This is a genomic window from Streptomyces lacaronensis (assembly GCF_047337785.1).
GTDB lineage: Bacteria > Actinomycetota > Actinomycetes > Streptomycetales > Streptomycetaceae > Streptomyces > Streptomyces lycopersici.
The window spans coordinates 9,002,744-9,027,889 of sequence record NZ_JBLHDK010000003.1; the positions used below are offsets into that span (position 1 = coordinate 9,002,744).

Here is a 25,146-nt window from a genome sequence, read left to right on the forward strand (position 1 = left end):
CCATGGCCGAGGCCGAGCAGCCCGCCGTCGTACGGGCCCAGGGCATCGTCAAACGGTTCGGGCCCACCGTCGCCCTGGACCACGCCCGGCTGGCGGTGCGGCCCGGGGAGGCCCATGCGCTCGTCGGGCGCAACGGGGCGGGCAAGTCCACGCTGGTGTCCGTCCTGACCGGGATGGAGCGCCCGGACGAGGGCGAGGTGACCTTCGCGGGCGAGTCCGCCCCCGGCTACGGCGACACCGCCGCCTGGCAGCGCAAGGTGGCCTGCGTCTACCAGAAGTCGATGGTGGTCCCGGACCTGACGGTCGCCGAGAACCTCTACCTCAACCGCTTCCCGGGCGCGGGGCGCATCCGCTGGCGCGCCCTGCGCGAGGACGCCCGCGCGCTGCTGGCGGAGTACGGCGTGGAGGTGGATCCGCAGGCGCGGGCGAAGGATCTCAGCGTCGAGCAGCGGCAGTTCGTGGAGATCGCCCGCGCGCTCTCCTTCGGCGCCCGGCTGATCATCCTCGACGAGCCCACCGCCCAGCTCGACGCGGGCGGGATCGACCGGCTCTTCGCCAAGCTGCTCGAACTGCGCCGGCAGGGGGTCGCCTTCCTGTTCATCTCGCACCATCTGCAAGAGGTCTACGAACTCTGCGACACCGTCACCGTCTTCCGCGACGCCCGCCATGTGCTGACCGCCCCGGTCGCCGGCCTCCCCAAGGAGGAGCTGGTGGCGGCGATGACCGGGGACGACGGCGGGGCGCCCGAGGGCGACTCCCGGGCCGTCGTCCGCGCCCCCGTCGCCCGTAAGGAGGCCGACCCGGACGGGGAGCCGGTGCTGCGCACCGAAGGGCTCGCCCTGGAGGGCGAGTTCGACCCGCTGGACCTGGTGGTGCGCCCGGGCGAGGTGCTCGGCCTGGCCGGGGCCACGGCCAGCGGTAACACGGCGGTCGGCGAGACCCTGGTGGGCTTGCGCAAACCGGCCGGCGGGCGGCTGTCGGTGCGCGGCCGGCCGGTGCGCCCCGGCAGCGTGCCGCACGCCATCGACGCGGGCATCGGCTACGTCCCGGAGGACCGGCACGACCAGGGCCTGGTCCTGGGCCGCAGCGTCGCCGAGAACGCCACGCTGACCGTCACCGACCAGCTCGGGCCCTACGGCACGGTGCTGCCCTCCCGGACCCGTGCCTTCGCCCAGCGGATGATCACCTCCCTGGACATCAAGACCTCGGGACCTTCGCAGCCCGTTTCGGGTTTGTCCGGCGGAAATCAGCAGAAGGTCGTCATCGCGCGGGCGCTGGCCCGTGAACCCAGCGTCCTGGTCGCGATCCGCCCGACCGCCGGGGTGGACGTGAAGTCCAAGGACGCGCTGCTCGGCGTCGTACGGGACGTGGCCGCGTCCGGGAGCGGCGCGGTCATCGTCTCCGACGAACTGGACGATCTGCGGGTCTGCGACCGGATCCTGGCGTTCTTCCACGGGCGGGTGGTCGCGGAGTTCGGCAGCGGCTGGAGCGACCGTCAGCTCGTGGCCGCCATGGAGGGCATCACGGAGCCGGGCACCAACGGCACGGCGGGGGACACCGAAGACCGCACAGAAGGAAGGCAGACATGACCGATACCGCACGGCAGCGGACCGCCGAGGCGGTGGCTGACGACCCGGCGGGGGGCCGGCCGCGGATCGACATCGCGCGCTGGCGCGATCTGTCGCTGGTCCCCGTGATCTTCGTCCTCGGGGTGATCGGCTTCATCGTCTCGCCCGCCTTCCTCACCGAGGACAACCTGATCGGCGTCGTCCAGCAGTCCACCGAACTGGGGCTGCTGGTGCTGGGCGAGGCGCTGATCCTGATCAGCGGGCGGATGGACCTCTCCCTGGAGTCGACCATCGCCGTGGCGCCGGTGATCGCCCTGTGGCTGGTGCTGCCCGAGCACGGGGCGCGGTTCGAGGGCCTGGGGCTGCTGCCGGTGTGGACCGCGATACCGCTGTGCCTGGCGGTCGGGGCGCTGATCGGCGCCGCCAACGGCTTCCTGATGCTCAAACTGCGCGTCAACGGCTTCATCGCGACCCTGGGCATGCTCACCATGCTGCGCGGACTCCAGGTCGGCATCGCCGAGGGCCAGTCGATCGTCAACGTCCCCGAGTCCTTCCGCTACCTCGGCAAGGCCGAGTGGCTGGGCGTGCCCGCCGCCGTGTGGATCTGCCTGGGGCTGTACGCCCTCGGCGGCCTGGCGCTGGGCTATCTGCGGCACGGACGCTCGCTGTACGCGATCGGCGGCAACCCCGAGGCCGCGCGCGCGGCGGGCATCCGGGTGGACCGGATCACCTGGATCGTGCTGAGCGTCGGCGGACTCCTGGCCGCCTTCGCGGGCATCCTGTACACGGGCCACTACGGCTCGGTCGCCGCGACCCAGGGCAACGGCTGGATCTTCCAGGTGTTCGCCGCGGCGGTCATCGGCGGGATCAGCCTCAAGGGCGGCCGCGGCACCCTCTTCGGCGCGCTCACCGGTGTGCTGACCCTGCAACTGGTCGTCAATGTGATGACCCTCGGCGGGGTACCGCCCCTGTGGAACCAGTTCATCAACGGCTCGATCATCATCGTCGCGCTGATCATCTCCCGCTACGCCAGCGGCGAGAAGCAGGACTGAGAGCCGGGAGGAAGCCATGGCGGTCGACGGCGGACGGGTACCGAGCGGCCCGCGCGAACTGGGGCGCTCGGGGGTGCGCGTACCACCCCTGGGCCTGGGCTGCGCACCGCTGGCCAATCTCTACGAGGCGGTGCCGGAGGAGCGTGCGCTGGACACCGTAAGGGCGGCGTTCGACACCGGCCTCAGCTATATGGACACCGCGCCGCACTACGGGGTCGGGCTGTCCGAGGAGCGGCTGGGGCGGGTGCTGGCCGGGCGCGAACGCGCCGGGTACACACTCTCCACCAAGGTGGGGCGGCGGCTGCGGCCGCGCGCCCCCGGAGAGCCCGTCCAGGCGGACGGCTTCGCCGACACCCCCGACCGGGTCCGGGAGTGGGACTTCACCCGGGACGGCATCCGCGCGAGCCTCGAGTCCTCCCTGGAACGGCTCGGGGTCGACGCCGTGGACATCGTCTACCTCCACGACCCGGAGAACCACGTCCGTGAGGTCTATGAGACGGCCTTCGCGGCGCTGGCCGAGCTGAAGGGGGAGAAGCTCGTCCGGGCCATCGGCTTCGGCATGAACCACAGCGACCTCCTCGCCCGGTTCGTCGCCGACTTCGACGTGGACGTCGTAATGTGCGCCGGGCGCTGGACGCTGCTGGAGCGCACCGCCTTCGACGATCTGCTGCCGGTGTGCGAGCGGCGCGGCACCTCCGTGGTGGCCGCCGGGGTCTACAACTCCGGGCTGCTCGCCGACCCCGCCCCCGGGGCCCGCTACGACTACCAGCAGGCGCCGCCCGAACTCCTCGCGCGGGCCCGGCGGCTGGCCGAGGTGTGCGCCGAGTTCGAGGTGCCGCTGCGGGCCGCCGCGCTGCGCTTCCCCTTCGGCCACCCCGCGGTGGCCGCGGCGGTGGTCGGCTGCGCCTCCCCGGCCGAAGTCCGGGACAATGCCGAGCTGTTCGCCCACGACATCCCCGATGAGCTGTGGCAGGCCCTGGTCCGGCGCGGTCTGCTCGACGACGACATCCCGCTGCCGTACTGAGCCCCCGAGGAGTGCCCGAGTGCCCTTGCCGCGCCGTATCGACGCCCACCACCACCTGTGGGACCTGACCCGCCGTGAGCAGCCGTGGATGGACGGCGCGTGGGCCGAGCCCATCCGCCGCACCTTCACCCCGGACGACCTCGCCCCGCACCTGGACGCCCATGGGATCGACGCCACCGTCGTCGTCCAGTCCAGCTCCTCCGTGGCGGAGACCCGGGAGCTCCTCGCCCTGGCCGGTGGATCGGACCGGATCGCGGGCGTCGTCGGCTGGGCCGACCTCACCGACCCCGGGGTGGGCGAGGTGCTCGCGGAGCTGGCCGCCGGGCCCGGCGGCGACCGGCTGGTGGGCCTGCGCCACCAGGTGCAGGACGAGCCGGATCCGCGGTGGCTGGACCGGGAGGACGCCCGCCGGGGGCTGGCCGCCGTGGCCGAGGCGGGGCTGGCCTACGACCTGCTGGTCACCCCGCGCGAGCTGCCCGCGGCCCTGGACGCCGTCCGCGAGCTGCCGCAGCTGCGCTTCGTCCTGGACCACGCGGCCAAGCCGCCCGTGGCGAGCGGTGAGCGCGATCCCTGGGCCTGGCAGCTGGCCGCGCTCGCGGCCCTGCCGAACGTCGACTGCAAGCTGTCCGGTCTGGTCACCGAGGCCGACTGGGAGGGCTGGAAGCCCGAGCAGGTGCTCCCGTACGCCTGGCATGTGCTGGACGCCTTCGGGCCCGGCCGGGTGCTGTTCGGCTCCGACTGGCCGGTGTGCCTCCTGGCCGCGACCTACGACGAGGTGGTGGCCGTCGCGGACCGGGCCACCCTCCGGCTCGGCGAGGACGAGCGCGCCGCCGTCTTCGGCGGCAACGCGGCCCGCGCGTACGGTCTGGGAACCTAGGGTCCTTCTGACGGATCTCCGCGGCGTCGCGACGCCCGGCACGCCCTCTCGCCCCACCGCGCGAAAACCCAAGTAGCTCCGCTACGAGGGCTTCCGCGCGGCACGCCGAGAGCACGCTCCCCCAGCTACCGCCGGGAGGTGCCCCCTGACGCCGCTCCTTCCTCCACGGAGATCCGTCAGAAGGACCCTGGCGGAAGGCCCCACCCCACCCCCGCGGGCGGGGGGCCGGGGGCGGAGCCTCCAGCGGGGGCCGGGGCGGAGCCCCGGTGGGCTCACAGCGTGGAGCGCAGCCACTGCTCCACGCTCGCGATGTGCACCGTCGCCCAGGACCGTGCCGCCTCCGCGTCACGGTCCCGCAGGGCGGCCAGGATCGCCCGGTGCTCATGGAGGGTGCGGCTGACCGCGTCCTCCTGCGTCAGACCGCGCCACACCCGGGCCCGGGTGGTGGGCCCGGAGAGCCCGTCGAGCAGCGAGCAGAGCACCGAATTGCCGGAGGACTGGACGATGCCGCGGTGGAACTCCAGATCGCAGGCGACCAGCTCCTCCACCGAGGGCTCCTGTCCGAGCGCGTCCAGCTGCTCCTGGAGCCGGCCCAGCTCGGCGTCGCTGATCCGGGTGGAGGCCAGCGCCGTGGCCGCGGGCTCCAGGATCCGCCGCACCGCCAGGAACTCCAATACCGTGTCATCGCGGTGGAAGTCCACCACGAAGCTCAGCGCCTCCAGCAGCAGCTGGGGATCGAGGCTGGTCACATAGGTGCCGTCGCCCTGCCGTACGTCGAGGATCCGGATCAGCGACAGCGCCCGGACGGCCTCCCGCAGCGAGTTGCGCGACAGCCCCAGATCGGCGGCCAGCTCACTCTCCTTGGGGAGCCGGTCACCGGGGCGCAGCGCGCCCGAGACGATCATGCCCTTGATTTTTTCGATCGCCTCGTCGGTGACCGCCATGGTGGACCTCCCCGGGCCAAACATCCGATGTATCAGGTCCATTATGACGTGCTTGGACCGGCGGCGTCTGCCGGGGACGCCGCCGGTCCGCTGTGACCTTCTGCCGGGAGGGCCCGAGGGCGGGCTCAGAGCCGGTTCATCGGATGGCTCAGAAAGTGAACGGCCCCGGGGACTGGGCCGAGGTGGCGGTGCAGTTCACCGTGATCAGACCGAAGATGACCAGCTTGAGCGACTTGGCCTCCAGGACGTCGCCCGCGGCCACCGTGCCCTTGAGCGGGCCGGTGGTCACGTCGGAGCCGGTCGGGATCGCCGGGTTGGAGTTCCCGGTGAAGGTCTTGGTTCCGCCGCCGCTCTTCGACAGCGTCAGCGTCGAGCTCACCGAGCCCGCCGGAACGTCGATCGGGGCCTTGATCGCCCCCGAGGACAGGGTGATGGTCGCGGAGGTCCCGCTCTGCGTGGCGGTCAGGGTGGCCAGGCCCGACCCGTACGTCCCGCAGTCCGCCGTGAGGGTGGCGGACGTGGGGTCGACCGCGGACGCGGTCGGTGCCAGCGCCAGCGCGCCGGCGGCCAGTGCTGCTGTTCCCATTGCCGTGCTGATCCCGAGCTTGAACCGTCTCATGGGATTGCCTTCCGGAGTGGGGGAAAGTGCGGCTGATGTGTGGGGGGTTCCCGCCCGTCATCCACGGGCGATGTCATTGATGCGCGCACCGCCGAAGAAGGCAAGAGCGATTCAGCTGATTTTTAACGCGCGAGTAAGTTCGGCGGCTCCCGCCGAGGCGGCCACCAACTGCCCTTCGCGCACGACGAGTTAGCGAGATCTCAGCTCCAGAGCCTGCTGGGCGCCTCCCTGCGCACCACCTCCTCGAATTGATTGCCGCCTCAAACCAGCAGTCCGGGCGGCCGGGTGAGAAGACGTTTCCTCGCACCCGGCCGCCCGGACCTGGGAAGGCGGCCCCGCGGGGGTCAGGGTCGCTTGGCCAGCAGATCCTCGACCCGGCTCCGGATGTCCTCGGAGTCCAGGCCGCGGATGGTCAGGGTGGTGCGGCGGCGCAGGACGTCATCCGCCGTGCGTGCCCACTCGTAGTCCCGGGCGTAGACGACCTGCGCCCAGATCTCCGGGGCGTCCGGGTGGATCCGCTCCGCGAGCGCCGGGTCGCCGCCGGCCAGCCGGGCGATGTCGAAGGAGAGCGAGCCGTAGTGGGTCGCCAGATGGCGGGCGGTGTCGGCGGCCATGCGCGGGCCGGGGGTACCGCCGTCCACCAGCAGCCGGTGCTCGACGGCGTGCGGATTGGCCAGGCCCGGCAGCGGCATGTGCCGGGGCAGCAGCTTGACCGGCTCCATGTCGTCGGCGAGCGGACGGCCCGGCAACTCGGCCAGCTTCTGCATCACGGTGCGGCCGATGTGGCGGAAGGTGGTCCACTTGCCGCCGGCTATGGAGAGCATCCCGCCCTTGCCCTCGGTGACCACGGTCTCCCGCTTGGCCTTGGCGGTGTCGCCCGGGCCGCCGGGCAGCACCCGCAGACCCGCGAAGGAGTAGGTGATCAGATCGCGGGAGAGCTGCTGGTCGCGGATGGAGAAGGCGGCCTCGTCCAGGATCTGGGAGATGTCCGCCTCGTTGACCGCGACATCGGCCGGGTCGCCCTCGAACTCCTCGTCCGTGGTGCCGAGCAGCAGCATGTCCTCCCAGGGGAGGGCGAAGGTGATGCGGTACTTGTCGATCGGGGTGGCCAGCGCCGCCCGCCAGGGGGAGGTGCGCTTGAGGACCAGGTGCGCGCCCTTGGACAGCCGGATCGACGGCGCCGCGCCCGGGTCCTCCATCCGGCGCAGATGGTCCACCCAGGGGCCGGTGGCGTTGAGCACCAGACGGGCGCCGACACCGAACTCGGTGCCGTCGGTGCGGTCCCTGAGCTCTGCTCCGGCGACCCGGCCGTCGTTCTTGCGCAGGCCTATGACCTCGGCGTGGTTGAGGACGGTGGCACCCGCCTCCACGGCCGCCCGGACCGTCATCAGGGCCATGCGGCTGTCGTTCATCTGGCCGTCGCCATAGACCGCGACCGCCTTGAGGCCCTCGGTGCGCAGTTCGGGGACGTCGCGCGCGGCCCGCTCGGCGCCGATCACATGGCCCACGCCGTCACGGAACGCGGAGAGCGCCGAGTAGGCGAAGACGCCCGCGCCCAGCTTGGCCGCGCCGTGCGGGCCGCCCTTGTAGACCGGCAGGTAGAAGGTGAGGGGGTTGGACAGGTGCGGGGCGACGGTACGGGAGACCGCGCGCCGCTCGAAGTGGTTCTCGGCGACCAGCTTGACCGCGCCCGTCTGGAGGTAGCGCAGGCCGCCGTGGAGCAGCTTGGAGGAGGCCGAGGAGGTGGCACCGGCGAAGTCACCGGCGTCCACCATCGCCACCCGCAGCCCGGACTGCGCGGCGTGCCAGGCAGTGGTGATGCCCAGGATTCCGCCGCCGATCACCAGGAGGTCGTACGTCGCCTTGGAGAGCTGTTCCCGGGTTTCGGCTCGGCTCGGGTTCGAACCGGCAGCCGGGTGCGTTCCGAGGGAGGACGGAACGCTCTGCAGGGTGGTCATTGATTACTCCTCGTCTTCGATCCAGCCCATGGTCCGCTGCACGGCCTTGAGCCAGCTCTTGTACTCGCGGTCGCGGACGTCCGCGTCCATTCGGGGGGTCCATTCGGCCGCCCGGCGCCAGTTCGCGCGCAGGGCGTCGGTGTCCGGCCAGAAGCCGACGGCGAGACCGGCGGCGTAGGCGGCGCCGAGGCAGGTGGTCTCGGCGACCATCGGGCGCACCACGGGTGCGTCCAGGGCGTCCGAGAGGGTCTGCATCAGGAGGTTGTTGGAGGTCATACCGCCGTCGACCTTGAGCGAGGTGAGCTCGACCTCGGAGTCCTTGGTCATCGCGTCGACGATCTCGCGGGTCTGCCAGGCGGTGGCCTCGAGCACGGCGCGGGCGATGTGCGCCTTGGTGACGTAGCGGGTCAGGCCCGCGATCACACCGCGCGCGTCGGACCGCCAGTACGGGGCGAACAGACCCGAGAAGGCGGGCACGAAGTACGCGCCGCCGTTGTCCTCGACCGAGCTCGCGAGGGTCTCGATCTCGGCGGCGCTGTTGATCAGGCCCATCTGGTCCCGCATCCACTGCACCAGCGAACCGGTGACCGCGATCGAGCCCTCCAGGGCGTAGACCGGCTTCTCGTCGCCGATCCGGTAGCCGACGGTGGTCAGCAGCCCGTTGTAGGAGTTGACCGGCTTCTCGCCGGTGTTCATCAGCAGGAAGGTGCCGGTGCCGTAGGTGGACTTGGCCTCGCCCTCGGAGTAGCAGGTCTGGCCGAACAGGGCCGCCTGCTGGTCGCCGAGCGCGGAGGCCACCGGCACGCCCGCCAGGACGCCCTGGGCGGTGTGCCCGTAGACCTCGGCGGAGGAGCGTATCCGCGGCAGCACGGCGGCCGGGATGTCCATCGAGGACAGGATCTTCTCGTCCCAGTCCAGGGTGTGCAGGTTCATCAGGAGGGTGCGGGAGGCGTTGGTGACGTCGGTGACGTGCACGCCGCCGTTGACACCGCCGGTCAGGTTCCAGATGACCCAGGAGTCCATGGTGCCGAAGAGGATGTCGCCCGCCTCGGCCCGCTCGCGCAGCCCCTCGACGTTGTCGAGCAGCCAGCGGATCTTGGGACCGGCGAAGTAGGAGGCCAGCGGGAGGCCGGTCTCGCGGCGGAAGCGGTCCTGGCCGACGTTGCGGCCGAGCTCGCGGCAGAGGGCGTCGGTGCGGGTGTCCTGCCAGACGATGGCGTTGTGCACCGGCTCACCGGTGTTCTTGTCCCACAGCAGGGTGGTCTCGCGCTGGTTGGTGATGCCGATCGCCTTGACGTCGGCGGCGGTGATCTCGGCCTTGGTGATGGCGCCGGTGACCACCTCCTTGACGTTCTCCCAGATCTCGGTGGCGTTGTGCTCCACCCAGCCGGGCTTGGGGAAGATCTGCTCGTGCTCCTTCTGGTCGACGGCGACGATGCGGCCGTCGCGGTCGAAGACGATGCAGCGGCTGGAGGTGGTGCCCTGGTCGATGGCCGCGATGAACGGTCCCTGGCCGTGGGACGAGGCGCTGGTGGTGTGGGTGTCGGTCATGATCTGCTGCTCTCCTGCGAGTGGTGGGGTGGACTAGGCGAAGGCGATCTCGTAGATCCCGCCGGCGATGGCGCCGCCGATGAGCGGGCCGACGACCGGGATCCAGGCATAGCCCCAGTCCGAGCCGCCCTTGTTGGGCAGCGGCAGGAGGGCGTGGGCGATCCGGGGGCCGAGGTCACGCGCCGGGTTGATGGCGTAACCGGTCGGGCCGCCGAGCGAGAGGCCGATGCCGACCACCACGAACGCGGTGATCATGACGCCGATGACACCGAGGCCCTTGCCGTCGCCGTTGAGCCCCTGGGTGAGGATGGCGAGCACCAGCACGGCCGTGGCGATGATCTCGGTGGCGAGGTTCTGACCGACGTTCCGGATCTCCGGGCCGGTGGAGAAGATGCCCAGCACCGGGCCGGCGCCGGTGGCCTGCTGCTGCCGGTCCGCCGCCGCCGTGTCCTGGGCGCCCGGTCCGCCGACGATCTCGCGGTCGGTGAGATGGGCGTGGAAGTGGCCGAGGTAGGCGAGCCACACCAGCGAGGCGCCGATCACCGCGCCGAGCATCTGCCCGAGGAAGTAGATGGGCACCTTGCTCCACTCGACGCCGCCCTCGATGGCGAGGCCGACCGTCACCGCCGGGTTGAGATGCGCGCCCGAGAGCGGTGCGGAGATATAGGCGCCGGTGAGCACGGCGAAGCCCCACCCGAGGGTGATGGCGACCCACCCGGCCTCGAACGCCTTGGATTGCTTCAAGACAACGCCGGCGACGACACCGCAGCCGAGCAGAATGAGAACGGCGGTACCGATGGTCTCGCCGATGAAGATGTCGGAGCTGGACACCCGCGACTCCTTTGTCCTTCGTCCAGGGGAAGGCGAACCCCCGGGGCTGTCCGGTGGTCCGCGCCCTCGTGGGAGGGCGTTGGTCGGCCCGCGGCGAGTCCACCATAGCGAATATTGTCGTCAGGTGTTCGACAATGCCGACCGATGAACGGCAGTTTTCTTCACGCTGAAGACCCCGTCAAGGGTCGTGTGAAGGAAAAATCGCGCGTATGTGAAACCGTGATGAAGCAGGTCATGCGGGGACATGGGGGCAGATCCACCCGCGTTGGCGCGATTCAGAAACGCAGGGCGCCCAGATCCCGGGAGACGGCGCGCGCACAGTCCCGTACGGCGGCCACGAGCTCCGAGCGCAGCTCCCCGTCCTCGCACACCCGCTCGACCGCGCCCGTTATCCCCACCGCGCCCACGGGCAGCCGGCGCCGGTCGTGGATGGGCGCCGCGACGGACGCCACGCCCTCCCAGGTCTCCTCCACGTCGCAGCCCCAGCCGCGCGCCCGGGTCAGGTCCAGCACGCCCTCGAACTCGCGCTCCCCGGTCACCGTGCGGGGCGTGAACGCCTTACGGTCGCCCTCGGCCACCTCGCTGTGCGCGACCGGGTCGTAGGCGGAGAGCACCTTGCCCAGGGCCGTGGAGTGCAGCGGGTGCATGGCGCCGACCTCCAGCACCTGGCGGCTGTCGTCCGGCCGGAAGACATGGTGGACGATCAGCACGCCCTGCTGGTGCAGCACGCCCAGGTACACGCTCTCGCCGCTGGAGCGGGCCAGGTCGTCGGTCCACACCAGGGCGCGGGCGCGCAGCTCGTGCACGTCCAGATAGCTGTTGCCCAGGCGCAGCAGCTCCGCGCCGAGCTGATAGCGGCCGGACGCCTCGTCCTGCTCCACGAAGCCCTCCTGCTGGAGGGTGCGCAATATGCCGTGTGCGGTGCCCTTGGCCAGCCCCAGGGTGGAGGCGATGTCGGACAGTCCCAGACGTCGCTCACCACCGGCGAGCAGGCGTAGCATCGCGGCGGCGCGCTCCAACGACTGGATGTTCCGGGCCATCGCCAACCTCCTGACTGCGGTTCGACAATGCTGAACACTATCGGTCCATGTCGACTGCGTGGTACCAGGCGCCGCGTGTCGGCGATCGACGGACCGCGGGGTGCCCGATCGGCCGTGCTCATCCCGGCTGATGGAACGACCATCGTGAAATGACCACTGGCAGCTACCCTGGCGTGGTGCGCCGTCCCCGGGGAGGGCGCAAAGCCGACAGCCGTCGCACTCCAGGGAGCACATCCATGGCCTCTCATACGCCATCGCCCACATCCGCCGCCCGAGCCGAGGCGCTCCGCGAAGCGCTGGCCACCCGCGTGGTGGTCGCCGACGGCGCGATGGGGACGATGCTCCAGGCGCAGGAGCCCAGTCTCGACGACTTCCAGCAGCTCGAGGGCTGCAACGAGATCCTCAACATCACCCGCCCGGACATCGTCCGCTCGGTCCACGAGGCGTACTACGCCGTCGGTGTGGACTGCGTCGAGACCAACACCTTCGGCGCCAACCACGCGGCGCTCGGCGAGTACGACATCTCCCACCGCGTCCACGAGCTCTCCGAGGCCGGCGCCCGGATCGCCCGTGAGGTCGCCGACGAGTTCGAGGCCGACGGACGCCGGCGCTGGGTGCTCGGCTCCATGGGCCCGGGCACCAAGCTGCCCACCCTCGGCCACGCCCCGTACACCACCCTCCGCGACGCCTACCAGGCCAATGCCGAAGGCATGATCGCCGGTGGCGCGGACGCCCTCCTGGTGGAGACCACCCAGGACCTGCTGCAGACCAAGGCCTCGATCATCGGCGCCCGCCGCGCCCTCGACGCCACCGGCGCCAACCTTCCGGTGATCTGCTCGGTCACCGTCGAGACCACCGGCACCATGCTGCTCGGTTCCGAGATCGGCGCGGCGCTCACCGCCCTCGAACCGCTCGGCATCGACATGATCGGCCTCAACTGCGCCACCGGCCCCGCCGAGATGAGCGAGCACCTGCGCCACCTCGCCCGCCACTCCCGGATCCCGCTGTCCTGCATGCCCAACGCCGGCCTCCCGGTGCTGGGCAAGGACGGCGCCCACTACCCCCTCACCCCCGGCGAGCTGGCCGACGCCCAGGAAACCTTCGTCCGCGAATACGGGCTCTCCCTGGTCGGCGGCTGCTGCGGCACCACGCCCGAGCATCTGCGCCAGGTCGTCGAGCGGGTCCGCGAGCTGACCCCCACCGAGCGCACCCCGCGCCCCGAGCCCGGCGCCGCCTCGCTCTACCAGACCGTGCCGTTCCGCCAGGACACCTCGTACCTGGCCATCGGCGAGCGCACCAACGCCAACGGCTCCAAGAAGTTCCGCGAGGCCATGCTGGAGGCCCGCTGGGACGACTGCGTGGAGATGGCCCGCGAGCAGATCCGCGAGGGCGCCCATCTGCTCGACCTGTGCGTGGACTACGTGGGCCGGGACGGCGTCGCGGACATGGAGGAGCTGGCCGGGCGGTTCGCCACCGCCTCCACCCTCCCCATCGTCCTGGACTCCACCGAGGTCGACGTCATCCAGGCCGGGCTGGAGAAGCTCGGCGGACGCGCGGTCATCAACTCCGTCAACTACGAGGACGGGGACGGCCCCGAGTCGCGGTTCGCCAAGGTCACCCGGCTGGCCCAGGAACACGGCGCCGCCCTCATCGCGCTGACCATCGACGAGGAGGGCCAGGCCCGCACGCCGGAGAAGAAGGTCGAGATCGCCGAGCGGCTGATCGCCGACCTGACCGGCAACTGGGGCATCCATGAGTCGGACATCCTCATCGACACCCTGACCTTCACCATCTGCACCGGTCAGGAGGAGTCCCGTAAAGACGGCATCGCCACCATCGAGGCGATCCGCGAGCTCAAACGGCGCCACCCGGACGTCCAGACCACGCTGGGCCTGTCCAACATCTCCTTCGGCCTCAACCCGGCCGCCCGGATCGTGCTCAACTCCGTCTTCCTCGACGAGTGCGTCAAGGCGGGCCTGGACTCGGCGATCGTGCACGCCTCCAAGATCCTGCCGATCGCGCGGTTCGAGGAGGAGCAGGTCCGGACCGCCCTGGACCTGATCTACGACCGCCGTGCCGAGGGCTATGACCCGCTCCAGAAGCTGATGGGGCTCTTCGAGGGCGCCACCGCCAAGTCCCTCAAGGCGGGCAAGGCCGAGGAACTGGCCGCGCTGCCCCTGGAGGAGCGCCTCAAGCACCGCATCATCGACGGCGAGCGCAACGGCCTGGAGGCCGACCTCGACGAGGCCCTCCAGGAGCGCCCCGCCCTCGACATCGTCAACGAGACGCTGCTGGACGGCATGAAGGTGGTCGGCGAGCTGTTCGGCTCCGGCCAGATGCAGCTGCCGTTCGTCCTCCAGTCCGCCGAGGTCATGAAGACCGCGGTCGCCCATCTGGAGCCGCACATGGAGAAGTCGGACGACGAGGGCAAGGGCACCATCGTGCTCGCCACCGTCCGCGGCGACGTCCATGACATCGGTAAGAACCTCGTGGACATCATCCTGTCCAACAACGGCTACAACGTCGTCAACCTGGGCATCAAGCAGCCGGTCTCCGCGATCCTGGAGGCCGCCGAGGAGCACGGCGCCGATGTGATCGGCATGTCCGGGCTGCTGGTGAAGTCCACGGTGATCATGAAGGAGAACCTGGAGGAGCTCAACCAGCGCAAGCTGGCCGCCCGGTTCCCCGTGATCCTCGGCGGCGCCGCGCTCACCCGGGCCTATGTCGAGCAGGATCTGCACGAGATCTACGAGGGCGAGGTGCGCTACGCCCGCGACGCCTTCGAGGGGCTGCGCCTCATGGACGCCCTGATCGCCGTCAAGCGCGGCGTGCCCGGCGCCACGCTCCCCGAGCTCAAGCAGCGCCGGGTGCCCAAGCGGGACGTGTCCGTGACCGAGCCGGAGCCGGAGGGCCCGTCCCGGTCCGACGTGGCCACCGACAACCCGGTGCCCACCCCGCCCTTCTGGGGCACCCGCGTGGTCAAGGGCATCCAGCAGATCGACTACGCGTCCTGGCTGGACGAGGGCGCGCTGTTCAAGGGCCAGTGGGGGCTCAAGGAGGCCCGTACCGGCGACGGGCCGAGCTACCAGGAGCTGGTGGAGTCCGAGGGCCGTCCGCGGCTGCGCGGCTGGCTCGACAAGCTGCACACCGAGAACCTGCTGGAGGCGGCCGTCGTCTACGGCTACTTCCCGTGCGTCTCCAAGGGCGACGACCTGGTCCTGCTGAACGAGGACGGCAGCGAGCGCACCCGCTTCACCTTCCCGCGCCAGCGCCGCGGCCGCAGGCTGTGCCTCGCCGACTTCTTCCGCCCGGAGGAGTCCGGCGAGACCGACGTGGTCGGCCTTCAGGTGGTCACCGTCGGCTCGAAGATCGGCGAGGCCACCGCCGAGCTGTTCGCCGCCGACTCCTACCGCGACTACCTGGAGCTGCACGGCCTGTCCGTCCAGCTGGCGGAGGCGCTGGCCGAGTACTGGCACGCCCGGGTCCGCGCCGAGCTGGGCTTCGCCGGGGAGGACCCCGGTGGCATCGAGGACATGTTCGCGCTGAAGTACCGCGGCGCGCGCTTCTCGCTGGGCTACGGCGCCTGCCCCGACCTGGAGGACCGCGCGAAGATCGCCGAACTGCTGGAGCCGGAACGGATCGGGGTGAAGCTCTCGGAGGAGTTCCAGCTCCACCCCGAGCAGTCCACGGACGCCATCGTGATCCACCACCCGGAGGCGAAGTACTTCAACGCGCGGTAGACGCGCGGCAGCCCTCCGGCGGCCTTCTGTGACCGCCTTGGGCGCTCACCGGGCGCGTCGGCGCGGCGCGACGTAGACTGGTCGATCCGGTAGAGGCCGGTCGCCTTCCCGTCAGCGGAAGGGGGCCGGCCTTCGTGCCCCTTATCCGGAGGTGTTTGGATGACCAGCAGCATCCCCGCCGTCGACACCCGTACGGCCGAAGGCTCGGCCCTGCAAGCCGTTCTGCTCGACATGGACGGCACCCTGGTCGACACCGAGGGCATCTGGTGGGACGCGGAGGTCTCCATCTTCGCCGAGCTGGGGCACGCCCTCGCCGAGGAGTACCGCCAGGTCGTGGTGGGCGGTCCGATGTCGCGCAGCGCCCAGTTCCTGATCGAGGCCACCGGCGCCCAGATCGCCCTCGCCGAGCTCACCGGCCTGCTCAACAGCCGTTTCACCGAGCTGATCGACGGCAGTGTGCCGATGCTGCCCGGCGCCCACCGGCTGCTCACCGAGCTGGCCGCGCACGGTATCCCCACCGCCCTGGTCTCCGCCTCCCACCGGCGGGTGATGGACCGCGTCCTGCGCTCGCTCGGCCCGGAGCACTTCGCCCTGACGGTCGCGGGCGACGAGGTCGAGCGGACCAAGCCGCATCCTGACCCCTATCTGCTCGCCGCGGCCGGGCTGGCCGCGGAGCCGGGGCGGTGCGTGGTCATCGAGGACACCGAGACGGGCGTACGGGCCGCGGAGGCGGCCGGGTGCCGGGTGGTCGCGGTGCCGTCCGTGGTGCCGATCGAGCCCGTGGCGGGGCGTACGGTCATCGGCTCGCTCGAAGAAGTCGATCTCGATTTCCTGCGCACCCTGGTCACGGCGGTGCACTGATCGGGCACCGAGCGTATTCCTGTAAATTGCAAACTGAATAGCGCGGGCGGAATTTTCACGTTCCGTTGGCGACAACGGAACGTGATGTTTATCACTGCATATGCCGTGGACGGATGCGATGGCTGTCTGTCGCGCGTCCCGTCTGGTGCGATTTGGGTGAGCCCTTGTGTCCGGATTGGTGGCATGGCGTACGAATCGCGGCCACGTCCGGATATCGGTCGATGATCGCTCGTTATCGGGGCGTGATATCGCCTCAACTTCGTTGTGTCCGAGTATCACTGGCGCCGCGGACTAATCTCGTCGCGAGTAGTTGATCGATGGCAGGGAGACTCCCGACAATGACGCGCAAGTCGCTGGTGCTGCCGGCTGTGGCCGGCCTCCTGATCTCCACGCTCGCCGCGTGCGGTGGTACCGACGGCTCGGGCTCGGACGGCAAGACGCTCGTCCTGGGCAGCACGGACCGCATAGAGGCGTCGAAGGCGGCGCCCGCGCCGCTGGATCCCGCCCTGGCCTACGACTTCGCGTCCTGGAGCGTGCTGCACAACGCCTTCCAGACGCTGATGCGGCTGCCCCGCTCGGGAACCGAGCCGATACCCGACGCGGCCGAGAAATGCGGCTTCCAGGACAGACAGAGCGAGCAATACCGCTGCACGCTGCGCGAGGGGCTGAAGTTCTCCAACGGCCACGACCTCACCTCGAAGGACGTCAAGTTCTCCCTCGAGCGGGTGCTGCGCATCGACGACCCCAACGGCACCAAGTCCCTGCTGTCCAACGTGGACAAGATCGAAACTCCCAGCGACCGTGAGATCGTCATCCATCTCTCGCAGCCGGACGCGACCTTCCCGTCGAAGCTCACCACCCCGGCCGCCGCGATCCTGGACAGCGAGGTCTACAAGCCCGACGCGCTGCGCAACGGCTTCGAGATGACGGGCTCGGGCCCGTACAGCGCCAAGACCGAGGTGCGCGACAACCGGCTGACGAAGGTCGTCTTCACCAAGAACTCCCACTACAAGGGCGATGTCGAGCCGAAGGCCGGCAAGGTGGAGATGCGGTTCTACGACTCCGCCTCGACCATGGAAAAGGCGCTGGTCAAGGGCGACATCGACCTGGTCCACCGCGGCTTCTCGCCCGAGCAGATCGACAAGCTCAACAAGGGCGAGATCAAGGGCGTCCGCCTCTTCGAGTCCTCCGGCCAGGGCATCCGCTACCTGGTGTTCAACACCTCCGACCCGGTGGTGAAGAACAAGGCGGTCCGGCAGGCGATCGCCCATCTCGTGGACCGCCAGGCGCTGGTGCGCGATGTGTACAAGCGGACCGCCGAGCCCCTCTACTCGATGATCCCCACCAGCATCTCCTCGCACATCAACTCGTTCCACAACGAGTACGGCGACCCGGATCCCAAGGAGGCCCGGCGCGTGCTGAGCGAGGCCGGTATCAGCACCCCGGTGAAGCTGACGCTGACCTACACCACCGACCACTACGGTCCGGAGACGGCCGGGGAGTTCAAGGAGCTGCGCAAGCAGCTCAACGGCAGCGGACTGTTCTCCGTCAAGATCAAGGGCTACCCCTGGCGGGACTTCCGGCCCGCGCTCATCAAGCGCCAGTTCTCCGCCTCCGGGATGGGCTGGCTCCCCGACTTCCCGGACCCCGACAGCTACACCGCGCCGTTCCTCACCAAGGACAACTTCCTCAACTCGCCCTACAGCAACACGACCATCCAGGACGAGCTGATCCCCAAGACCCGGCAGGAGGCCCAGCGCAGCCTCGCCGACAAGGACTACCAGTCCATCCAGAACGCCGTCGCCAGCGATGTGCCCTACCTTCCGCTGTGGCAGGGCAACACGTACGTGGCCGCCCGCGGGAACGTGACGGGCGCCGAGTACGCCTTCGACTCCTCGACCATGCTCCAGCTGTGGGAGCTCGGCAAGGGCGACTGAGAACGACTTACGGGGGTCGGATACGAAGACGTCGAGCGTGTGAGGAATACCGTTGAGGAAACGTGATCAGTGGCTGGCAGCTCCCCTCGGGGCAGGACTGGCCGCCGCCCTGCTCACCGGCTGCGGCAGTGAGGACGGGGACGCGGCGGGCACCGGCGAGCACGTGGTGATGGGGATGTCGGACGAGGTGCTCGCCACCGACCCGGCGTCCGGCTACGACCCAGGCTCCTGGCTGCTGTTCAACAACGTCTTCCAGTCGCTGCTGAGCTTCCCGAAGGGCAGCACCACACCGCAGCCGGAGGCGGCGGAGAAGTGCTCCTTCAAGGACAACACCAGCCGGGTCTACTCCTGCACGCTGAAGAACGGCCTGAAGTTCACCGACGGCCATCCGCTCACCTCCGAGGACGTCAAGTACTCCTTCGAGCGCACCAAGCGGATCAATGACCCCAACGGCCCGGCGCTGATGCTCACCTCCATCGGGAGCATCGACGCCCCGGACAAACGGACCGTCGTCTTCCATCTGAAGGACTCCGACGCGACCTTCCCGCAGAAGATCGCCTCCGGCGCCGGGTCCATCGTGGACCACGAGGAGTACCCGGCCGACAAGCTGCGCACGGACCACAAGGCGGTCGGCTCCGGCGTCTACAAGCTGGACTCCTTCACCAAGGACGAGGCGGACTTCTCCGTCAACGGCGGCTACCAGGGACCCGCCGAGCCGAAGAACTCCGGGCTGACCCTGAAGTTCTTCCACGGCGGGCAGGCGCGGCTGAAGTCCGCCGTGCAGAAGGGCGATGTGGACCTCGCCTACCGCGGGCTGGCCATGCGCGACCTCGCCGACCTCCAGGCGCAGAGCCTCGGCGGCGGCAAGAGCCTGAACGTGGTCGAGGGCACCGGCGCCGAGGTCCAGCACCTGGTCTTCAACATGAAGGACCCGGTGGCGGGCAAGCTCGGGGTGCGCAAGGCCATGGCGTACCTCATCGACCGCTCCACCCTGGTACGGGACGTCTACAAGCGCACCGCCGAACCGCTGTACTCAGTGGTCCCGGCCGGTATCACCGGCCACAACACCGCCTTCTACGACAAGTACGGCGACCGCCCGCAGCCCGAGAAGGCCAAGCAGGCGCTGCGGGACGAGGGGATCACCGGCAAGGTCAAGCTGACCCTGTGGGGCACCCCGATCCGCTACGGCCCCGGCACCGTCCCGGGCCTGCGCCGGATCGCCGAGCAGCTCAACGCCAGCGGGCTGTTCGACGTCGATGTGAAGAGCGCGGACGTCGCCGCGTACGAGAAGGGCGTCGCCGGAGGGAAGTACGGCGTCTATGTGAAGGGCTGGGTGCCCGACTACCCGGACCCGGACAACTTCGTCGCCCCGTTCTTCGGCGCCGGCAATGTCCTGGCCAACCACTACACCTCGCCGCGGCTGACCGCGCAGCTCATCCCCGCCACCGCCGAGCAGCCCAGCCGTGAGGCCACGGTCGGCGACTTCCAGCGGATCCAGGACATCATCGCCGACGAGGTGCCGATGCTCCCGCTGTGGCAGGGCAAGCAGTACGCGGTGGCCCGGGACGACATCACCGGGCTGCAGTGGACCCTCGACTCCTCGACGGTCTTCCGCTTCTGGGAGATCGGCAAGTCGTCCGACGGCTGACGGTGCTACCGGCCGATCGGCCGGAAGCACCCCGAGCCGCCCCGGTACGCCTACTGCGTGCCGGGGCGGACCAGCCCGCTCTCATAGGCGTAGACGGCGGCCTGCACCCGGTCGCGCAGCCCCAGCTTGGTCAGCACATGGCCCACATGCGTCTTGACCGTGGTCTCGCTGACGAACAGATCGGCGGCGATCTCCGCGTTGGACAGCCCCCGGGCCACCAGCTTCAACACCTCGACCTCGCGCTCGGTCAGCGTGTGCAGGGTGTCCGGCACCGGCTCCTCGCCCGACGGCAGATGCCCGGCGTACTTGTCCAGCAGCCTGCGGGTGATGCTGGGCGCCAGCATCGCCTCGCCCGCCGCCACCACGCGGATGGCCTGCACCAGTTCGGTGGCGGGCGCGTCCTTCAGCAGGAAGCCGCTGGCCCCGGCGCGCAGCGCCTCCACCACGTACTCGTCCAGGTCGAAGGTGGTCAGCACCAGCACCTTGGCCGGGCCGTCCCGCCCCGGGCCGGTGATCTGACGGGTCGCCTCCACGCCGTCCATCCGCGGCATCCGGATGTCCATCAGGACCACATCGGGCTGGAGCGCCCGCACCTGATCGAGGGCCTGCAGACCGTCCCCGGCCTCACCGACGACCGCCAGGTCCTGCTCCGCCTCCAGAATCATCCGGAAGCCGGTGCGCAGCAGCGGTTGATCATCGACCAGTAGGACGCGGATCGCCACGGGAACTCCTTCTCCTAGACCGCGTCCATTCTGCCCGCCCGTCACCCACCACCACCCTCAGGGGGCGCTACGCGGCACCTCTTGTCCCGCCCGTCACCCACCACCACCCTCAGGGGGCGCTTCGCGGCACCTCTTGTCCCGCCCGTCACCCACCACCACCCTCAGGGGGCGCTTCGCGGCACCTCTTGTCTTGCTCGCGGCACCACCGCCAGCGGATACGGCGGCGGCGTACCCCCGAATTCCGGACAGTGTGCCTGGTGGTCGCACCAGCCGCAGAGCCTGGTCTGCCGGGGCACGAAGGCGCCGGTCTCCGTGGCCAGCCGGATCGCCTCCCACAGGGCCAGCACCTTGCGCTCCACGGCCCGCAGATCCCGCTCCTCCGGGTCGTACGTCAGCACATCCCCGCTGCCCAGATAGACCAGCTGGAGCCGCCGCGGGATCACTCCGCGCAGCCGCCACAGCACCAGGGCGTAGAACTTCATCTGGAACAGGGCCTCGCCCGCGTACTGCGGCGCGGGAGCCTTGCCCGTCTTGTAGTCCACGATCCGCACATCACCGCTGGGAGCGATGTCGATCCGGTCGATGATTCCACGGAGCGTCAGCCCGGAGTCGAGCTCCGTCTCCACGAACAGCTCGCGCTCAGCGGGCTCCAGACGGGTCGGATCCTCCAGCGAGAACCACTGCTCCACCAGCGTCTGGGCCCCCGTCAGCCACTCGGCCAGCCGGTCCGGCGCCGGAGCGCCGTCCTCCTCCTGGAACAGCTCCGCCAGCTCCGGCTTGGCCGCCAGCAGCCGCTCCCACTCGCCCGGCACCATCGAACGGGCCCGCGGGGCGGTGCGGTCGTCGGCCGGGGCGTCGAAGAGCCGCTCCAGCACCGCGTGGACCACCGTGCCGCGGGTGGCCGCCGCGCTGGGCTTCTCCGGCAGTTTGTCGATCACTCGGAAGCGGTACAGCAACGGGCACCGCATGAAATCGGCCGCCCGTGAGGGTGACAACGAGGCGGCGGGGCCGGACTTCGGTGGCCCGTCGGAGGGTTCGGCCTTCCCGGTGGTGGTTCCCGTGGTGGTTCCCATGGCGAAGACCCTACGACCCGCCACCGACAGCCGGACGCATACCATCGACGTTCGAGCCCCCGGCACTGCATGATCGTGGGGACCGTATCAAAAAGAAGGGTGCGACCGAGCATCCGACGAGGGGACACCGTGGACAACAGCGGGCAGCGGCAGTCCGACAACGGGGAATCGGACCGCGCGACCGAGCCCGAGGGCGGCAAGCAGCCGCGCCCGCGCGACGTGGGCGGCGGCATTCTCATGGGCCGGCCCTTCGGCGTGCCGGTGTACGTCTCGCCCAGCTGGTTCCTGGTCGCCGCCCTCATCACCTGGGTCTTCGGCGGCCAGCTCGACCGGGTGCTGCCCGAGCTCGGCGCGGCCCGCTATCTGGTCTCGCTCTTCTTCGCGGTGGCCTTCTACGCCTCGGTGCTGGTGCATGAGCTCGCCCACACCGTGGCCGCGCTCCGCTTCAAGCTGCCGGTGCGCCGCATCCAGCTGCAGTTCTTCGGCGGGGTCTCGGAGATCGAGAAGGAGACCGAGACCCCCGGCCGGGAGTTCGTGCTCGCCTTCGTCGGCCCGCTGCTCTCCCTGGTCCTGTCGGGCGTGTTCTACCTGGGCATGATGGTCGTGGAACCCGGCACGGTGCCCGGGGTGCTGCTCGCCGGGCTGATGATCTCCAACCTGATCGTGGCCGCGTTCAACCTGCTGCCCGGGCTGCCGCTGGACGGCGGGCGGATGCTGCGGGCGGTCGTCTGGAAGATCAGCGGCAGGCCCATGACCGGCACCGTCGCCGCCGCCTGGAGCGGCCGCGCGCTCGCCGTCGCGGTGCTCGTCGGGCTCCCGCTGCTCACCCAGGCGGGCGGGCTCGGCGAGGAACCCAAGAGCTTCGGCAGCGTGGACTCGCTCACCGACGCGCTGCTGGCCGCCATACTCGCCGCGATCATCTGGACCGGCGCGGGCAACAGCCTGCGGATGGCCCGGCTGCGGGAGCGGCTGCCGGACCTGCGCGCCCGTACGCTCACCCGGCGCGCCGTCCCCGTGGCGGCCGACACCCCGCTCTCCGAGGCCCTGCGCCGGGCGAACGAGGCGGGGGCCCGCGCCCTGGTCGTGGTGGACGGTCACGGCGCCCCGACCGCCGTGGTGCGCGAGGCGGCCATCGTGGGGATCCCCGAGCACCGCCGCCCCTGGGTCGCGGTCAGCGGTCTCGCCCAGGACCTCAAGGACGGTATGCGGGTCTCCGCCGAGCTCACCGGCGAGGAACTACTGGACACCCTGCGCGCCACCCCCGCCACCGAGTACCTGGTCGTCGAGGAGACCGGAGAGATCTACGGGGTGCTCTCCACGGCCGATGTCGAGCGTGCCTTCGTGGCGGCCATGGCCAGGACCCCCTCGGGCCGCTCCTGAGGCCCCGGGCGTGGTCCGGGCACGGCGAAGTGCCCGGTAGGCTGTTCACATGTCCGAACCGACCGGTGCCGCCCGCCGTCGCGGGCCCTTCCAGGTCGGGGACCAGGTCCAGCTCACCGACCCCAAGGGACGCCACTACACCTTCACGCTCGAGTCCGGGAAGAACTTCCACACCCACAAGGGATCCTTCCCCCATGACGAGCTGATCGGCGCCCCCGAGGGAACCGTCGTGCGCACCACGGGAAACGTCGCGTATCTCGCGCTGCGCCCCCTGCTCCCCGACTATGTCCTGTCCATGCCACGCGGTGCCGCCGTGGTCTACCCCAAGGACGCGGGGCAGATCCTGGCGATGGCCGACATCTTCCCCGGCGCACGCGTCGTCGAGGCGGGCGTCGGCTCCGGCTCGCTCTCCACCTTCCTGCTGCGGGCCATCGGCGACCAGGGCATGCTGCACTCCTACGAGCGCCGGGCCGACTTCGCCGAGATCGCCGCCCAGAACGTCGAGCGCTACTTCGGCGCCCCGCACCCCGCCTGGCGGCTCACCGTCGGCGACCTCCAGGACAACCTCAGCGACACCGACGTGGACCGCGTGATCCTGGACATGCTCGCCCCCTGGGAGTGCCTGGAGCCGGTGTCCAAGGCGCTCGTCCCCGGCGGCATCCTGTGCGCGTACGTCGCCACCACCACTCAGCTCGCCCGCACCGTGGAGGCCATCCGCGAGCACGGCACCTTCAACGAGCCGTCGGCCTGGGAGACCATGGTGCGCACCTGGCACGTGGAGGGCCTGGCGGTACGGCCCGACCACCGCATGATCGGCCACACCGGCTTCCTGCTCACCGCCCGCCGGCTCGCGGACGGTGTGGAGCCCCCGATGCGCCGCCGCAGGCCCGCCAAGGGCGCCTACGGCGAGGACTACGTGGGCTGGGGCACCGCCAAGGAGACCGGCACCGCCAAGGACACCGGTGCCACGGACGCCTCAGGAGGCGACAGGCGCCCCTCCGGCGGCCAGGACACCCCCTCCGGCGACGTCTGACGCCATCAGGGGCCCGTCCGGCAGCCGGCTGAGGCCCGCCTGGCGGAGACCGGCGCCACAACGACTCGGCGCGGCCACCGAATTCCTCGTGTGAGGGCGGTGGCCGCGCCCCTGTGAGATGTGGCACCATGCGGGTCATCTCCCGCCTCAGCCCCTCACATGGAGTCATCCCGCGTGCAGCCTCTGGGCCCGGATCTCGCGCACACCCAACCCCGTCCGGTGCACTGGGTGGCGACCGCGGCCGCCGTGGCCGCCGTCATCGCCGGAGGGTCGTTCTTCCAGCCCTCCGACGCCAAGGCCACCACGTCCACCACCGCCTCCGCGCCGGGCACCGGAGGGCTTCCGGCTGCCAAGGCCCCCGACCCCCGCGCCGCGGACTATCCGATGAACTGCGGACGGGCCCGGCCCGACGTCATCGACCGGGGCTCGGCGGACCTGGACGGTGACGGGCGGCCGGAGACCGTCGCCGTGGTGCGCTGCCCGACCGCTTTCGGTACCCCGCCCAGCGGCGTCTATGTGCTCTCCCAGCCGACCGGCCGCGCGGGCGCCGCGCCCCGCGTGGTGGCCACCTTCGTGGATCCGAGGGAAGGGATGAGCATCAGCGATTTCGCGGTACGCGGAAAGAGGGTTTCGGCCACGTTGCTGGGATACTCGTCGGCCAAGGTTCCGCGGTGCTGTCCGGATCTGCAGCGCAAGGTCAACTGGCAGTGGCGGGACGGAAAGTTCGTACTGAAGGCGCTGCCGGTCCCAGGGAGTGTGTGAGCGGTTACTCGCGGTGGGTCACTCCGCTTCGGGTCCGTAGACCTCGACCCGGTCCGTGACGCGGCGTACATGGATGCAGTCGCCGGGGCACTCCTTGGCGGAATCCCTGACCTCGGTCAGCAGGGCCAGGGGGACCGGGGTGGTCGCGCCCTTGTCCTGTAGCAGCTCATCGTCGGCGCTCTTGACGTAAGCTAGACCGTCAATGTCGAGTTCGAAGACCTCGGGAGCGTACTGGGCGCAGATGCCGTCCCCGGTGCACAGATCCTGGTCGATCCAGACCTCAAGACCGCCGAGCTCCTCGTTCCGCACGGTGTGCCCCCTCCTGTTCCTTCGATACGCGATTCAACATTGTCTAAATATCGCCAGCCCTGACGGGTGTTGACCGTGTCGACGATACAACCGCTCGCTTTCCGATGTTGTTGGGTGGGTATTCACCTGGCGTGAGGGAGTGCGCAAGGGTGAAGATCGGACACACGCCGACCGGGTTTGTGATCTAGGGGTTTCAACCCGCACCGGCCCAGGTAGG

Annotated in this window: 20 protein-coding genes; 11 read left to right on the forward strand and 9 right to left on the reverse strand. The window is 70.3% G+C overall.

Annotation, left to right across the window (positions count from 1 at the left end; genetic code table 11):
* The first annotated feature begins 2 nt into the window (after window positions 1-2).
* The 4 genes from ACMTAK_RS38865 to ACMTAK_RS38880 are packed head-to-tail and all read left to right on the forward strand — an operon-like array spanning window position 3 to window position 4,521.
* Window positions 3-1,589 carry a sugar ABC transporter ATP-binding protein gene (locus ACMTAK_RS38865; protein WP_413810496.1) on the forward strand — a complete coding sequence of 529 codons (1,587 nt, stop codon included), beginning with the start codon at window positions 3-5 and terminating at the stop codon, window positions 1,587-1,589.
* On the forward strand, window positions 1,586-2,620 hold the full coding sequence (locus ACMTAK_RS38870) for an ABC transporter permease (RefSeq protein ID WP_037956487.1): 1,035 nt from the start codon (window positions 1,586-1,588) through the stop codon (window positions 2,618-2,620). Before ACMTAK_RS38865 ends, ACMTAK_RS38870 begins: the two co-directional genes overlap by 4 nt.
* A gap of 16 nt (window positions 2,621-2,636) precedes the next feature.
* Entirely contained in the window at window positions 2,637-3,644 is a 1,008-nt protein-coding gene (locus ACMTAK_RS38875) for an aldo/keto reductase (RefSeq protein WP_413810497.1), read from the forward strand.
* 25 nt (window positions 3,645-3,669) lie between these two features.
* Complete coding sequence (locus ACMTAK_RS38880) at window positions 3,670-4,521, forward strand: amidohydrolase family protein (RefSeq protein ID WP_413813134.1); 852 nt, start codon at window positions 3,670-3,672, stop codon at window positions 4,519-4,521.
* 272 nt (window positions 4,522-4,793) lie between these two features.
* On the opposite strand, the gene ACMTAK_RS38885 is transcribed toward ACMTAK_RS38880, so the two are convergent.
* The 6 genes from ACMTAK_RS38885 to ACMTAK_RS38910 all read right to left on the reverse strand — a co-directional run bounded on the left by ACMTAK_RS38885 (window position 4,794) and on the right by ACMTAK_RS38910 (window position 11,464).
* A complete protein-coding gene (locus ACMTAK_RS38885; protein ID WP_413810498.1) occupies window positions 4,794-5,465 on the reverse strand; it encodes a FadR/GntR family transcriptional regulator in 672 nt (223 codons plus the stop codon).
* A 148-nt stretch (window positions 5,466-5,613) separates the two neighbouring features.
* The gene (locus ACMTAK_RS38890; RefSeq protein ID WP_413810499.1) at window positions 5,614-6,084 is read right to left on the reverse strand and encodes a hypothetical protein; all 471 of its coding nucleotides are present in this window, start codon (window positions 6,082-6,084) and stop codon (window positions 5,614-5,616) included.
* A gap of 344 nt (window positions 6,085-6,428) precedes the next feature.
* Complete coding sequence (locus ACMTAK_RS38895; RefSeq protein ID WP_413810500.1) at window positions 6,429-8,042, reverse strand: glycerol-3-phosphate dehydrogenase/oxidase; 1,614 nt, start codon at window positions 8,040-8,042, stop codon at window positions 6,429-6,431.
* A gap of 3 nt (window positions 8,043-8,045) precedes the next feature.
* Window positions 8,046-9,593, reverse strand: coding sequence for a glycerol kinase GlpK (glpK, locus tag ACMTAK_RS38900; protein ID WP_413810501.1), 1,548 nt, complete (start codon window positions 9,591-9,593; stop codon window positions 8,046-8,048).
* Between the two features lie 33 nt (window positions 9,594-9,626).
* Complete coding sequence (locus ACMTAK_RS38905) at window positions 9,627-10,424, reverse strand: MIP/aquaporin family protein (RefSeq protein WP_413810502.1); 798 nt, start codon at window positions 10,422-10,424, stop codon at window positions 9,627-9,629.
* Between the two features lie 275 nt (window positions 10,425-10,699).
* A complete protein-coding gene (locus tag ACMTAK_RS38910) occupies window positions 10,700-11,464 on the reverse strand; it encodes an IclR family transcriptional regulator (protein WP_413810503.1) in 765 nt (254 codons plus the stop codon).
* A 236-nt stretch (window positions 11,465-11,700) separates the two neighbouring features.
* Here ACMTAK_RS38910 and metH point away from each other — a divergent pair, with 236 nt between their 5' ends.
* The 4 genes from metH to ACMTAK_RS38930 all read left to right on the forward strand — a co-directional run bounded on the left by metH (window position 11,701) and on the right by ACMTAK_RS38930 (window position 19,650).
* On the forward strand, window positions 11,701-15,204 hold the full coding sequence (metH, locus tag ACMTAK_RS38915; protein WP_413810504.1) for a methionine synthase: 3,504 nt from the start codon (window positions 11,701-11,703) through the stop codon (window positions 15,202-15,204).
* 159 nt (window positions 15,205-15,363) lie between these two features.
* Entirely contained in the window at window positions 15,364-16,065 is a 702-nt protein-coding gene (locus tag ACMTAK_RS38920; RefSeq protein WP_413810505.1) for an HAD family hydrolase, read from the forward strand.
* Between the two features lie 338 nt (window positions 16,066-16,403).
* A complete protein-coding gene (locus ACMTAK_RS38925) occupies window positions 16,404-18,002 on the forward strand; it encodes an ABC transporter substrate-binding protein (protein ID WP_413810506.1) in 1,599 nt (532 codons plus the stop codon).
* A 52-nt stretch (window positions 18,003-18,054) separates the two neighbouring features.
* On the forward strand, window positions 18,055-19,650 hold the full coding sequence (locus ACMTAK_RS38930; RefSeq protein WP_413810507.1) for an ABC transporter substrate-binding protein: 1,596 nt from the start codon (window positions 18,055-18,057) through the stop codon (window positions 19,648-19,650).
* A gap of 50 nt (window positions 19,651-19,700) precedes the next feature.
* On the opposite strand, the gene ACMTAK_RS38935 is transcribed toward ACMTAK_RS38930, so the two are convergent.
* Window positions 19,701-20,372: a response regulator gene (locus ACMTAK_RS38935; RefSeq protein ID WP_262704383.1), complete on the reverse strand. Its 672-nt coding sequence runs from the start codon at window positions 20,370-20,372 to the stop codon at window positions 19,701-19,703.
* Between the two features lie 161 nt (window positions 20,373-20,533).
* Window positions 20,534-21,445, reverse strand: coding sequence for a RecB family exonuclease (locus tag ACMTAK_RS38940; protein ID WP_413810508.1), 912 nt, complete (start codon window positions 21,443-21,445; stop codon window positions 20,534-20,536).
* A 129-nt stretch (window positions 21,446-21,574) separates the two neighbouring features.
* Here ACMTAK_RS38940 and ACMTAK_RS38945 point away from each other — a divergent pair, with 129 nt between their 5' ends.
* The 3 genes from ACMTAK_RS38945 (at window position 21,575) to ACMTAK_RS38955 (ending at window position 24,620) form a co-directional block, all read left to right on the forward strand.
* Entirely contained in the window at window positions 21,575-22,825 is a 1,251-nt protein-coding gene (locus ACMTAK_RS38945) for a site-2 protease family protein (RefSeq protein WP_413813135.1), read from the forward strand.
* 49 nt (window positions 22,826-22,874) lie between these two features.
* A complete protein-coding gene (locus ACMTAK_RS38950; RefSeq protein WP_413810509.1) occupies window positions 22,875-23,858 on the forward strand; it encodes a tRNA (adenine-N1)-methyltransferase in 984 nt (327 codons plus the stop codon).
* Window positions 23,859-24,032: 174 nt separating this feature from the next.
* The gene (locus ACMTAK_RS38955) at window positions 24,033-24,620 is read left to right on the forward strand and encodes a hypothetical protein (protein WP_413810510.1); all 588 of its coding nucleotides are present in this window, start codon (window positions 24,033-24,035) and stop codon (window positions 24,618-24,620) included.
* An 18-nt stretch (window positions 24,621-24,638) separates the two neighbouring features.
* Here ACMTAK_RS38955 and ACMTAK_RS38960 read toward each other — a convergent pair whose 3' ends face one another.
* A complete protein-coding gene (locus tag ACMTAK_RS38960; RefSeq protein ID WP_413810511.1) occupies window positions 24,639-24,929 on the reverse strand; it encodes a ferredoxin in 291 nt (96 codons plus the stop codon).
* Window positions 24,930-25,146: the final 217 nt, after the last annotated feature.

Coding starts and splice junctions, on each gene's coding strand:
- ACMTAK_RS38870 (WP_037956487.1), top strand. CDS start 1,586: ATGACCGATACCGCACGGCAGCGGACCGCCGAGGCGGTGGCTGACGAC.
- ACMTAK_RS38950 (WP_413810509.1), top strand. CDS start 22,875: ATGTCCGAACCGACCGGTGCCGCCCGCCGTCGCGGGCCCTTCCAGGTC.
- glpK (WP_413810501.1), bottom strand. CDS start 9,593: ATGACCGACACCCACACCACCAGCGCCTCGTCCCACGGCCAGGGACCG.
- ACMTAK_RS38940 (WP_413810508.1), bottom strand. CDS start 21,445: ATGGGAACCACCACGGGAACCACCACCGGGAAGGCCGAACCCTCCGAC.
- ACMTAK_RS38925 (WP_413810506.1), top strand. CDS start 16,404: ATGACGCGCAAGTCGCTGGTGCTGCCGGCTGTGGCCGGCCTCCTGATC.
- ACMTAK_RS38920 (WP_413810505.1), top strand. CDS start 15,364: ATGACCAGCAGCATCCCCGCCGTCGACACCCGTACGGCCGAAGGCTCG.
- ACMTAK_RS38890 (WP_413810499.1), bottom strand. CDS start 6,084: ATGAGACGGTTCAAGCTCGGGATCAGCACGGCAATGGGAACAGCAGCA.
- ACMTAK_RS38895 (WP_413810500.1), bottom strand. CDS start 8,042: ATGACCACCCTGCAGAGCGTTCCGTCCTCCCTCGGAACGCACCCGGCT.
- metH (WP_413810504.1), top strand. CDS start 11,701: ATGGCCTCTCATACGCCATCGCCCACATCCGCCGCCCGAGCCGAGGCG.
- ACMTAK_RS38885 (WP_413810498.1), bottom strand. CDS start 5,465: ATGGCGGTCACCGACGAGGCGATCGAAAAAATCAAGGGCATGATCGTC.
- ACMTAK_RS38910 (WP_413810503.1), bottom strand. CDS start 11,464: ATGGCCCGGAACATCCAGTCGTTGGAGCGCGCCGCCGCGATGCTACGC.
- ACMTAK_RS38875 (WP_413810497.1), top strand. CDS start 2,637: ATGGCGGTCGACGGCGGACGGGTACCGAGCGGCCCGCGCGAACTGGGG.
- ACMTAK_RS38865 (WP_413810496.1), top strand. CDS start 3: ATGGCCGAGGCCGAGCAGCCCGCCGTCGTACGGGCCCAGGGCATCGTC.